This is a genomic window from Novipirellula galeiformis, assembly GCF_007860095.1.
Classification (GTDB): Bacteria; Planctomycetota; Planctomycetia; order Pirellulales; family Pirellulaceae; genus Novipirellula; species Novipirellula galeiformis.
In genome coordinates, this window is sequence record NZ_SJPT01000006.1 from 92,927 (window position 1) to 105,664 (window position 12,738).

Annotated in this window: 8 protein-coding genes; 4 read left to right on the forward strand and 4 right to left on the reverse strand. The window is 57.0% G+C overall.

The window, feature by feature from the left end; genetic code table 11:
• Positions 1-178: 178 nt before the first annotated feature.
• On the forward strand, positions 179-1,576 hold the full coding sequence (locus Pla52o_RS17025; protein ID WP_146595831.1) for an RtcB family protein: 1,398 nt from the start codon (positions 179-181) through the stop codon (positions 1,574-1,576).
• 76 nt (positions 1,577-1,652) lie between these two features.
• Here the strand turns inward: Pla52o_RS17025 and Pla52o_RS17030 are convergent, their stop codons facing one another.
• Positions 1,653-3,011 (reverse strand): amidohydrolase, encoded by a 1,359-nt coding sequence (locus Pla52o_RS17030; protein ID WP_146595832.1) that lies wholly within the window; start codon positions 3,009-3,011, stop codon positions 1,653-1,655.
• 461 nt (positions 3,012-3,472) lie between these two features.
• Here Pla52o_RS17030 and Pla52o_RS17035 point away from each other — a divergent pair, with 461 nt between their 5' ends.
• Entirely contained in the window at positions 3,473-3,853 is a 381-nt protein-coding gene (locus Pla52o_RS17035; RefSeq protein WP_146595833.1) for a hypothetical protein, read from the forward strand.
• A gap of 214 nt (positions 3,854-4,067) precedes the next feature.
• On the opposite strand, the gene Pla52o_RS17040 is transcribed toward Pla52o_RS17035, so the two are convergent.
• On the reverse strand, positions 4,068-5,435 hold the full coding sequence (locus Pla52o_RS17040) for a DUF1598 domain-containing protein (RefSeq protein ID WP_146595834.1): 1,368 nt from the start codon (positions 5,433-5,435) through the stop codon (positions 4,068-4,070).
• A 558-nt stretch (positions 5,436-5,993) separates the two neighbouring features.
• Between Pla52o_RS17040 and Pla52o_RS17045 the strand changes: the two genes are divergently transcribed.
• Together Pla52o_RS17045 and Pla52o_RS17050 are read left to right on the forward strand one after the other, a co-directional pair.
• On the forward strand, positions 5,994-8,249 hold the full coding sequence (locus Pla52o_RS17045; protein ID WP_231612427.1) for a sigma 54-interacting transcriptional regulator: 2,256 nt from the start codon (positions 5,994-5,996) through the stop codon (positions 8,247-8,249).
• A gap of 523 nt (positions 8,250-8,772) precedes the next feature.
• Positions 8,773-9,933, forward strand: a complete 1,161-nt coding sequence (locus Pla52o_RS17050; protein WP_231612428.1) for an acyltransferase family protein — start codon at positions 8,773-8,775, stop codon at positions 9,931-9,933.
• Positions 9,934-10,214: 281 nt separating this feature from the next.
• On the opposite strand, the gene Pla52o_RS17055 is transcribed toward Pla52o_RS17050, so the two are convergent.
• A complete protein-coding gene (locus tag Pla52o_RS17055; protein WP_146595835.1) occupies positions 10,215-11,840 on the reverse strand; it encodes an SHD1 domain-containing protein in 1,626 nt (541 codons plus the stop codon).
• Positions 11,806-12,516: a HEAT repeat domain-containing protein gene (locus Pla52o_RS17060; protein ID WP_231612429.1), complete on the reverse strand. Its 711-nt coding sequence runs from the start codon at positions 12,514-12,516 to the stop codon at positions 11,806-11,808. Before Pla52o_RS17060 ends, Pla52o_RS17055 begins: the two co-directional genes overlap by 35 nt.
• Between the last annotated feature and the right edge of the window lie 222 nt (positions 12,517-12,738).

A 12,738-nucleotide genomic window follows, 5' to 3' on the forward strand; every position in this document is an offset into this window, starting at 1 on the left:
TGAGCCGCTCGGCGAACGTGCATCCGCACAAGCTCCTCAAAAACAAATCGCCACGATTCCCAATCCAGGCTTGCGACTGGGGGTGCGTCCTTGGACGATGAAGGGAACGTTCCTTTCGTCCTGATCGCTCTGTCCTTATCGCTTCGTCTTTATCGCTCTGTCTTTAGGGGATTCGACGATGAAAACGCGTGAACTGTGCAACTTGGGCGTTCCCAAAGGAACGGCGATGCAGATCGCCAAGAAAGCCATTCCATTGGCGGTCCAATCCGGCCTCGGGCACCGCGAACTTCGTGATCGGATCGCGACAGTCGTCGAGACGCCCAACGCCTATCTCGAACACGAAATTTGGGGAGAATTGGCGACCGAACTCTCCGGCGTGTTTGCCGCTCAAGCCCGTTACGTCGGACGCGAACAACCGGCCGCGTGGCGACAATGGGGCGAAGATCTCGAACCTACCGCCGTGCAACAAATGGCCAACGCGTGTCAGTTGCCGGTGTCCGTTCGCGGTGCGCTCATGCCCGATGCGCACCAAGGTTATGGATTGCCGATCGGTGGCGTTTTAGCAACCCAAAATTGTGTGATCCCCTATGCGGTCGGCGTCGATATCGCGTGCCGCATGAAAATGACGGTTCTCGATATGCCCCCCCAAGCCCTCGACAACCAACGAGACCGATTGCGAAGCTCGATTGAGCGAGAGACTCAATTTGGTATTGGAGCTCGTTTCCGAAACCCTCGCCAACACGACGTGATGGACGCCGATTGGAACGTTTCGCACATTACCCAAGAGAATCGCGATCGCGCCTGGAAACAACTGGGCACCAGCGGCAGCGGGAATCACTTTGTCGAGTTCGGGACCTTGACGCTCGACGCCGACGATCTCGGGTTGCAGGCGGGCACCTACTTGTCGTTGCTCAGCCATAGTGGATCGCGAGGCACCGGAGCGGCGGTTTGTGATTACTACAGCCGTGTGGCAAAACAAATGCATCCCGAACTTCCCCGCGAGCTCGTGAACCTAGCGTGGTTGGATCTTGATTCCCAAGCGGGTGCGGAATATTGGGCAGCAATGAATTTGATGGGCCAATACGCCGCCGCCAACCATGCCTGTATTCACCAAGCGATCGCCGAAAACTTGGGCGTCGAGGTTTTATTGGATATCGAGAATCACCACAACTTTGCCTGGAAGGAAACGCATGCGGGCGAAGAGTTAATCGTCCATCGCAAGGGCGCAACCCCCGCTGGCAAAGGGGTCCTGGGGATCATCCCCGGTTCGATGGGAACCCCCGGCTACGTCGTTCGTGGCAAGGGTGTCGAATCATCGCTCCAAAGTGCAGCGCATGGCGCGGGGCGAAAGATGAGCCGGACCGCCGCGAAACGTAAATTCCGATGGAACGAGGTCAAACGGTTCCTCGATCAACGCGGCGTGACGTTGATGTCGGCAGGACTCGACGAAGTCCCGATGGCCTACAAAGACATTGAAACGGTGATGGCAGCGCAACAAGATCTTGTGCAACCGATCGCTCGCTTTGACCCCAAGTTGGTGAAGATGGCCGAGGCGGGTGAACGTCCCGAAGACTAGTGTCGAGCCGGCGATGCGCTGATTGACACGTCGCTGATTGACACGTCGCTGATTGACACGTCGCTGTGGATTGCCGCTACGGTTTCATCAATTCCAACATCGCCGCGGTCATCGTTTGGAAACTTGTCCGCAGCGTCTCGGGGGCATCGGGATAGAACAGGGCCGAATGCAGCGTCGGTGCGGGGATGCCAAGTTTCTCAAAACGCTGCAGTCTGGCGGGGTCAATCGTCCCGACTCGGTACATCAAGATCGGTACGCCGGCGATGCCGTAGCGACTGAAGTCTTCGCCCCCCATCGATTGCTCACCGGGGACAAGATTCTCTTCGCCAATGGTTTCGGCGAACAACGCCGCCATTTGCGTCGCCAAGGCATCGTTGTTGCGCAGCGAGGGTGTGCCTTCGCTGATTTCCACATCGGGCTCGGGAGCGTTATGAGCCATTGCAACCGCTAAGCTGCGTCGGCGGATCGCCGCGAGCACTTGTTGGCGCACCTCCTCGCTGTAGCTGCGGACGGTCAATTGCAGCTTGCATTGATCGCCAATCACGTTGTGTTTGGTGCCGCCGTGAATCGCGCCCACCGTCACCACGGCAGGCTCGATCGGTTTGACTTCGCGGCTCACGATCATCTGTAGCGACAACACCAACTCCGCCGCTTGTACGATCGGATCGATCGTCCCATGAGGCGCCGAACCATGACCGCCACGTCCTTTGACCGTGATGTCGACGCTATCGACATTGGCCATCGTGTAGCCAGGCATCACAGTGATCGTCCCCGTTGCCATGTCCGCGCTAACGTGAATGGCCAACGCGAAATCAGGCTTCTTGAACTTTTCGAACAAACCATCATCCAGCATCGCCCTGGCGCCGGCACCACGCTCTTCGGCGGGTTGGCCGATCATCATCAGCGTTCCCGACCACTGGTCGCGATGTTCACTCATGTAACGTCCGACGGCGGTGATGTTGGTCATGTGGATATCATGACCACAAGCGTGCATCACTCCGGTGCTACTGCCGTCCTCGAGTTGGATTCGCTTGGTCGATGCAAACGGCAACGGGGTTTGCTCCGTCACCGGCAATGCATCCAAATCGGTTCGCAACATCACCACGGGGCCATCGCCGTTTTCCATCACTCCGACAATGCCATGTCCGCCAACGCCCGTGGTCACCTCAAAACCGTGCTCGCGCCAGATGCCGGCCAGCATCGCTGCGGTCTCTTGCTCTTGGAACGAAACCTCGGGGTGGCTGTGCAGCCAGCGATACAGATCGAGAAAGCCTTTTTGGTGCTGATCATACCAATTCGCCCGAGAGGTCACGTTTGCAGCCGAGCGATCCGGAGAGCCATTCGTTGATTGGGCCAGCGAGGCGGGGCCGTTGACGATCAGTTCGCCGAGCATCAATGCCGAGACAAAGAACGCGGTACGATAGCGAAGGAGCATGGCCAGACTTTCGTCGAAGGGGAGGAAACGTGCCGTCACGGACACGACTTGGCGATGGACTTGGGCCTTGGCATTCTAAACGCTCACGATTACCCATGCCACGCACCACGAGGGGGCGCATGAAGTGCAATGCTGCGGTGGGCTGGCATGTTGCGTGATCTTGAAAAACCAACGCGTAAGCGAGGAACCACCTGCATGACTCGGTCCCACGCGGACGCTTCGAGTGATGATTTGCAGTGAAAACGGCACTAGTGCTTCGTCTAGCCTAGGAATTGGGGTTAAAGCGATTAGCCGCTTTGGCGTTAGCCACGGTTCTGTCGCTAAAACCGTGGCTAACGCCAAAAGTAAAGTTTGAGGCAGCACTCGCACCACTTCAAAATGGATGCTTCGTTTTTTTGATTTCCGGGAAAAACGTTGTAGGCTTCAAAGGTAACACCTCCTCTTATTTCGATGGATGTAACATGTTGCGAAGCTTTATCGCCCTGACCGTGATGCTCTGGGTCAACCTTGGCAGCGAAGTTCAATCACAAAATCACCGACCGCATTCGCACCCTCCTCGTTGGCAATCGCACGCATCCTCGTCGCAATTGAGTCCTAGATTGAGTCTCGGTGCGGAGCGTTACCAGCGCAACGATCGCGGCGATATTCGCAATCCGTATGGCTATCCCTTTTACGGCTACGGATACATTTACGATCCCTATCAAACGGGCAGCTTCCGCGCACCGGATCTGATGAACGATCCCTATTTTCGCGATCAACACAAATTCGACAGTCGCTATCCGGGCCGCTATTCGCGCCGTCCGCCACTGGAGTTTCGTCATCCCGCCCAAGTGCCTCGGTAGCCACCTGCCTCGATAGCCGAGTGCCTCGGTAGCCAACTGCCTCGGTAGCCAACTGCCTCGGTAGCCATCGCGGCGCATCCGCAGCAAAGCGGTGGCCGCCGACCAAGAGTGGATCTGGGGGCCGGCAGCTGCGGTTTTCCCGAAAAAAAACGCCCTTTCCTCAATTCGAGGCAGGGCGTTTTTTTTGTTTTGGCGTCGTCGTTTCGGCGTCGACTTAGCGGTTCCACCACCAACGGTCGCTTGCGGCGGCGAGCGATGCTTCTCGCTCGGTCGCGACGGCGGCGTTGACGGTCTGTTTCTCAACCACCGAGAAGGCATCGATGTCGACGCCCCCAGATGCGGTCACGGTCCAACCGCTGCGACCGCGAACAAAACTGCACTGAGGATGCAGGGCTTTGGGAACGGCGTACGAGGTCAACTCAACCGCTTCGCTCTCTTGCTTGAGCAGCGAGAGATCGATACCGGCCTTTTGATCGAGGCGTTCTTGGGTGATCAAGGTTGCCACGACGGTCATGTCCATAATGTTCTGGAGATCGCCAAAGACATGAATCTTTTGTGCCAACTCGGGATACTTTTGGGTCATCGTTTCGGCCCAAGTTTGAGCGATCTTATCGCTACGCCCGGCGGCTTTGACATCGCCATCGGCACCCACCAAATCTTGATCGGTCAACGTTTTCACCCCTTGGCCTGACAATTTCCAAGCCAACGCATCTTCGCTTTTTAGCATCGTGTCGTAGTTGCATGCCATCCACCAACGCGGATTTTGCGATGCGTTGTGACGGCTGTTCTTGGCCATTTGCAAATAGCTCGGCAACCCGGCGACATGCGAAGGAGCCAACTCCATCGCAACACGCTTCATTTCAAAGTCAGCCGCAACGAGCACTCGGGCGTAACGACTGTCTTGCGGAACGCCATTCAAATGAATCATCTGAGGGCCAAACGCTTGCTTCATCGACGCTTCGTAAATCGCGGGGTTTTGCCCCGGACGTAGCTTCACGTTGCGAAGCAAATTTTGCAATCGTTGGCGACCATCGGCTGTCGGTTCGATCGAGCAACTGATGCCACCGTTACGGGCGTCTTCCACGGTGCGAAGGGCGACAATCAAATCAGCCAACCGCATCGTCGACTTGCCTGACACCGTACCGACCACGCTCCCATCGTCGAGCATCTTCCAAGGCTCCGCGGGGCCCGCGATGATGATGTCTTGCTTGTCAGGGTCGACGAACACGTACTCGATCCGTTGCAATCCGGCCAAAAATTCGACCTCACTCGAAATCGGCTCCCCCGCTTCGCGACTGGCTTGCAATTGGCGTTGCAGCTTCGCCAACGAAATCATTCGTAACTCGGTCGCTTCGGCCATCTCGCCCTCAGCCTGCTTCAGCGCGGCGCGGGCGGCATTGGCCAACTCATGTTGCTCGGCGAGGGTGGCGTTGCGAACCATCCCTTCGGCATCAATCATCACCCCCCCGACGGACTGACGTCCTTGGATATTATTGAGTCCCGCTTGCAGCGATGCGGACACGCCGATCACCGCGATCACGGAAGCGACGAAGCGAAGGATGCGTAGTGGACCGAATTCCATCGAGTGGATCTCCGAGGTATCCCGCAAAACGGCACGCGTTTTTTTGGCGGGGGAAGGGTTCAAGGCTTAGAATGGATACCCGTTATTTGATAAAAACCGCGACAGTAAATCGACAAGTGACGACGGTCCGACAGGCAACTATCTCACAGGATACTTGCGGAAAATCCTTATCGCAACAGAAGTCTGTTCGCTGAGAACCCACAAACCAATGGTTTCTCCGGTAAAATGCCGGTGCGACAGGAATCATCGTAGAATCCGAATCGAATCGATGGCGGCAAAGTAGCGGCGGACGCGGGTGAAACCACGAAAATGCGTTGTTTTTCCCGTCATCGGTCTTCCTGACGGCCCGTCGGTCTTCCTGGCACCGATCGCTACTAACCGATCGCTCCTACTCGTCAAATTCACGAACGGGGTTTGTCGGGCGTACGGGGTTTGTCGGGGGTCCAGTCCATCACCGCCTGCCCCCCCATGGCTTGCCCGATGGGGTCGGGCGCCACCTTTTAAACCTATTTCATCGATCACCTCGTCTTCTCACTTTATCACCCAGCGTGGATTAGCTTGAACACCAAGGCCCCTCGGACAAACCTATCGCCAATCCCCGCCGAGACTCGCTCGACGCTCGGTCGTTCGGGTGCTTACCTCGTGCTGCAGTCCGCAGGCCGCTGGAGTGACGTGTTTCGGCTCTCGCCCCCCGCCGAGGCGTTTTTAGGACGAGCCTCCGCCAACCAGATTGTGATTCGCAGCGAGCAAGCCAGCCGCCAACACTCGCGGATTTTCTGGACCCCTCCGCAAGCCGCCTCGGGCGTTCCCACAAATTCCAGTGGGCCCACAAATCCCAGCGGGCTCACGAATTCCAGCGGGCAATGGGCGATCGAAGATCTTGGCAGCCGAAATGGGACCTACGTCAACGGCAGCAAAATTACCGCTGCACACACGCTTTCTGACGGCGACAAAATCGGGATCGCCGGATTTTCCATCCAATTCACCCACACCATCCATACCGACGGCAACGAATCGAATTTCGCCCGCGATTCGGCTGCCCAGGCCAGCGACGATCAACAGACCATCGAAATCAGTCCCGACGCGATCACCGATCGCCGCCGCCACAGCGATTATTTGCACGGTCACTCGTTGGAATCCGCAGCAAGAACGCCGCACGGGGGCCCGCCCACGGGACACGCGCCCACTGGAAACACTCCCACTGGAAACACTCCCACTGGAAACACTCCCACTGGAAACACTCCCACTGGAAACACGCCCCCAACCAAGGCCTCCGACCCCCGAACCGGCGGCCATGACGCACTCGCGATCCGCGGACGACTGTTGAAGCTCGCCTTCACGCTCGCGCGATTGGAGGACACCGAGTCGGCCGTCGCCGAGTGTCTCGATGACCTCGTTGCGCACCTCCACTTTGATACGGCCGGAGTTTATCTTTCCGAGCGCTCCCCTCATCCCGCCTCGATTTCAGGAATCCCGCTCGTCGCCACGCGGCAAAGCGGGGCTCGCAGTTATCGTCGGCCCCCCGAAACGCTGCTACAAAATCTCGCCGGCGAAAACGGTCACGCGCTGCTGGCTCGCAACATCGCTGGCGACGACCAATTGGCGACGCAAAACAGTCGGGGTGAAATCGACGTCGAAAGCATCATTTTGGCTCCCATCCGCGACCATCGCGATCGCTTTTTGGGCATGATCCACTTGACCACCGCCGCCGGGATTCGCCCCTTTGCAAGTGACGACTTGCAAGTGGTCGTGGCGGTCGCCGAAATTCTAGCCGAATCGGTCTCGCGTCTGGATGCCCAGCGCCGGTTGACGCAATCGCTTCGGCTCAGCCGTCGCAAAGCCGAACTGTTGCAAGAGCAACTCAGCGACAAGGTGCGTATGGTCGGCAATAGCGAGGCGATGCGAACGGTCGTCGAGAAAATCAAGTTAGCCGCCCCCACCAATGCCATGGTTTTGATCCGCGGCGAATCGGGGGTGGGCAAAGAATTGGTTGCCGCGGCACTGCATCACAACAGTCGCCGCAACGAAGGCCCGATGGTTTGTTTAAATTGTGCCGCACTGAGCGAAACCTTGCTCGAAAGCGAGTTGTTCGGACACGAAAAGGGCGCTTTCACCGGAGCCACGGACCGCAAACGTGGCAAATTTGAAATGGCCGATGGCGGTACCTTGATGCTGGACGAAATCGGCGAGATGAACGCAGAGCTACAAGCAAAATTGCTGCGTGTGCTCGAGGGACATCCGTTTGAACGTGTCGGGGGTCACGAACCGATTCAAGTGGACGTCCGCGTCGTGGCCGCCACCAACCGAGATCTACAAGCGATGGTGACCCAAGGCACGTTTCGACAAGATTTGTACTATCGGCTGCACGTCGTTGAAATCATCGTGCCGCCGCTGCGGAAACGAGAACGAGATTGTTTGTTGTTAGCCCACTTTTTCCTCGAACGCTTTAACCGAGAAATGGGCCGACGAATCGAAAGGATTACCGAAGAAGCCCAAAAACGGCTGCTGCGATACCATTGGCCGGGAAACGTGCGTGAACTTCGCAACGTTATCGAACGCGCCGTCGTACTGAACCCCAAAAACGTGATCGACGAAAGGGACCTCGCCCTTTCGCCCACCGCAACCGCAAGCGAGATGCAAGCCATTGCCGATGCTGACGACGTCGAAATGACGTTGGCGGCGCTGGAGCGACAGCACATCGAACGAGTCTTGCGGCACACCGATGGCAACAAAAGCCGGGCCTCTGCGATCCTCGGCATCGAACGCAGTACGTTGGACCGCAAACTGAAAAAATTTGCGGCCGAGGAAGCCTGATCGAGCAACGTGGCAACGGCATGCGTTCCCCGGTGGACGCATTTTGAAGTGGCGTTATTTGCTGCCGCAGCGTGACAATTCCCGATCGCCTCGGACTTCAGTCCGAGGAATTCCCGTCAACATCTATCGATGTCCCCGCGGGACGTTTCGTGATTCGATCGTTCGCCACAATCCCCCGCTCCACGATTGAATGCCTATCTCAAAAACCGAAACCTTGGACGACAGGCCAAGGCGATCACCCAAAGTGCCTCCGGCACGAAAAACAGCAACGTCAAAATTGACGCGGCGGTCGATGAACCTCACGACCTGAGCGAGGAAACCGCGAGTCGCGGCCCAATCGGCGTTTCACCTCCCAACCGGTGTAGCGAGCGACGAGAATGTGAAACGAGTTGCAAACGTTGCCGGCACAATTGGCACAATCGCTAAGCTTCCTTCGCCTGTGCATCGCATTTCGCACTCTCAGGGGGGTAGGACTCGACCTGGGTAATCGCAGTAACCCAAGCTTGCTGCGACGGGGCTCGGCATGAAACCCAGCTCAATGATCCTGCAAAGTCCGTCTTTCCTACCGCCAAGTAATGCGACCGCAATGACGACCGAGTCACCTCAAGCGATTTTGAAACCCCACCAACGTATCGTCGAGCTTGACGCTCTACGTGCGCTGGCGGCGATCAATTTGCTGCTCTTCCATCTGTCGTATGTCTATGCGGTCAAGTATGGATTCGTTTCGCCGTTGGGCTGGGATTGGCCTTACGGCAAATACGGCGTGGAGATGTTCTTTATCCTGAGCGGGTTTGTGAACAGCATGTCGCTGATGCGACGTGGCAAACCGGTCGACTTTGTCGCCGCTCGAATGATTCGCATCGTGCCTATTTTCTTGATGGTGATCGTTGCCAATCTTTGGATCACGCGGCAAATGCCGCTGTCGAGCGAACCGTTGGGCGCGGCCCAGTTCTTTGCCAACATGACCTTGCTTCCTCGGGTGCTTGGGTATGAATGCGTCGACCCTGTGATGTGGACGCTGCAGGTCGAGATGATGTTTTACATCACCATCGTGGTGCTGTTCAAAATAGGGGCGTTGAAACGATATTTTGTGGGCTGGGGAACGCTATGTGCTCTGTCGCTCGTCGTTTGTCCGCTGTTGGATGCCGCGACCGCGGTACATCACAACGCAGGATGGTTCGTCGTCTTGTCGAGCATTCGTTTGTTGATGCTGTTGGATTTTGTGCCGCTGTTTGCCATCGGTTTTCTGCTCTACATGATCAAAACAGGGACAGGAGAAAAATGGCAGAACTTGGCAGGAATGGTCGTTGCTTGTGGCGTTTTCCACTCCATCGATCATGGCAAACACAATCCGGTCGCCACCGTGTTGATCATTGCTCTGGTGACCCTGTGTGCCTACGGAAAAATGCCCTTACTAAGGGTTCGCCCCCTGATTTATGTCAGTACGATTTCTTACGCACTCTATCTGTGTCACAACAACCTGGGGTGTGTGTTGATGTACCGTTTGAATCATTCCGGGATTCCCGCGAACATCAGCTTTTTGATGGCCGTTATCTTTTCCTTTTCGCTGGCGATCATTGTCACGCATCGAATCGAACAACCGATCACCGAAGCGTTGCGTCGGCTTTGGGCGCGTTACCGCACCAAAGAAGGTTCGGCAACGGTGGCCGCGCCAGCTCGCTAGCGCCGATGCTTCATCGGACGCCGGATGCTTGTGGCAAGATCGTTCGGCACGACATGCTACGAGAGCGAGTTTGATAACCCGCGCGTATCACGAAAACACCTTTGCCGCAGACGGTGACCTCTCGCTGCCGCATTTTGAAGATGCGTTATTGCCGTTTTCACCAGCAAATCATGCCCCGACGCGTTAGCAAGGGACCGAGCCAAGTGTGATATTCCCTCGCTGACGCGTCGGGTTATGAAAAGCGTGCCACTTCAAAGCGACCACATGCGGGTTAGGCTCCCTTAGCGATTGGCATCTTCCCGCTGAGCAAAGCGGAGCTCACGATCGGCCCAGCCATCTTCGCCAAGCACACTTTTTCCTGGGAGGTCCCAGCGGGCGGTAGTGTTGGTCATCAGTTGTTCGTCAACCCACGCAAACGATTGACGCGCCGTTTCGTGCGGGATTTCGATAAAGCCAATTTCACCATGGGGGCGCCGCGATAACAGCCCGATCCCTTTGTTAGGTGATGCGACGCCATACGCATTGATCGTGGAACCCAATAGATCGTAGCGCCAAACCGGCACGCCGCGATAGATGCTTAACAGCACGCCGGTGGAGGACAAGACCAAGTCGGTATCGATCCAGACTGGGGCCCCTTTACCGAGGCTACGCTGTGATTTGGCTTCGCCCCGCAGCGTCGCCGAAGAGAGTTCCCAAACGCGGAGCCGGGACGTGGTGATGATCGCCAATGAATCGCCGCGTGGGGAAAAACTCACCTGAGCGGATCGTCCCGATTCGATCGGGATGGTGCCCAAGCTGCTGCCATCGCTGGTTTGGTAGAGTTCGACGCCGACGGATGTAGGCACCGCGATGTAGCGTCGTCCGGCGGAGATTGCCGGCGTGACCTTCGGCTGGACGTTGCAAACACGGTGCAGGCATTGTCCCGAAAGGAGATTCCAAACGGCAATCTCGCCGTTGATCGACGCAACGACATGCTCGCCATCGACCCAGCGAGCCCAGTGCAGTTGGCGTGTGTGCGCGGACGATCCGGCGTTTGCGGATCCGATATTCGGCAACGCTCGCGAGTATTGGATTGTGAGCGTGTCGTCGTCCCATCCCTTGGCGATCGCCAACTCGCCCCCTTGGCCCATGACTCGGTGTCCGTTGAGAACCAGCGTCCGTCCACTGGCTTGGTGATGGTCCAAAATCGTAATCGGTTGGTTCGACTGCAACACGGTCGAGACGTTGCCGGTCGCCGGATCAAAGCGGACGATTCGGTTCGCGTTGGGAGAGGGCGTTGAGCTCAGTCCCGTGCTGATCGATACCGCCAGGAATGTTTGGGTTGGCGTGGCAATCGCGAGCGGAGGCGAGCATGAATCGTAGGAATGAATTTTCCCCAACGTTTGCTTGCCGAATGGCAATGCGATGGCAAAGGCTTGTGGATCGGGCAACAAACTCGACGGAAACGATTGGTTTTTCGTCGGGGCGGGGCCACTCAGTGGTGCGAGCGGTTGACCTTCGTCCAACAGACTCGAGGCCGGCGGCAATTCCAAAACAGGTTGGGCGACAAGCTCGGGTAAAACCGGAGGGGTCCAGCGAAGGTGGTTCTCGCGGAGCGCGGAGTGGTCGGTCCAACTCTCAATGTAATCACGATCCACTTGGCTCAATTGAGCGACGGAGATATTGACCTTCGTTCCGTTGGCGCGTTTCAGCAGCGCGACGCCATCCGTGATGCTTTGCAGGCTCGCTTCAATTGAGTGCAGCCCCGTTTCATCGACCCAAATCCGCACCGGTTCCGATGCTTGAACGGGCGAGGTCGCAGCGACCACGGTCGATGCCAAGAAGATTGCGAGCCCGAGTGAACCTCGCAAAACGTTGCAGAGAGCCCGCGTTTTAGCGGAGCATGGTTCCAGTAGTGTTGGGGTCATTGAAATCGTTCTTCTCGAGTTCTGCGACCCAAACCTCTGGGTCGTTCCCAAGGTTCTTTCCGGTCACGCCTCGGAGTGACTGCATTGTCAAATCCCGAGTGGCCGGATTGCGGTCAGACAGTGCGAGTCGCAAGGAATTAACCGAGACCGCGTTTTTGTGTTTGGCGAGCGATGCAATGGCCGCGTGACGCACGTCTTGGTTGGATTCTTTGCCGACCATCGAAGCCAACATTCGCGAAGATTGTTCGTCATCGATCCGGCTGAGCGCTCGGCACGCTTCCATTCGCACTTTAACGCTATCGTCGTCCAAGCCTTTCTCAATCAATGCCAAGTTGCGACTCGATTTGATTTTGCCGCTGGCCAGCACGGCGAGCCGGCGCATCTCGGCGCTGTCGTCATTTTCTAAGATTTGTTGCAGGTGATTGGCCCAGTACTCTTGGCGATCCGCGGGGTAATATTCAATCGAATCGGCAAGCTGGGAAAGTTGCTTTCGCCGCTCGTGATCGGTGACCCCGTAAGCTTCGTCTTCACGCCATTCCTTCATCACAAACCAAGGATTGACCGTTTTGAGCGCGTACAGAGGGCCGTCTTGGCATCCGCTCAAGCAGCAAGATAGCGACGCGAACAAAAACGACATGCCCAGGGAAAACGTGATGCGTTTTCTGCAGATCGTCATGCAAATTCTCAAACGTTGAAAGGCGAACGGATTCCGGATCCGGTTGAATTGAAGCGGCATCTTGATCCTTTATCAAAGCAACCCCGTCTAGACCAACCCCAGTTCCCTCGTGTTATGGTAGGGAGGCGAGACGATCGGTGGCTCGCCGGACGAGGTGCCTCGGTTAGGGTTGGGGGGCTTCGGGTTTACCGGGGCAATGCCAGCAAACATGCTGCGTTCGCC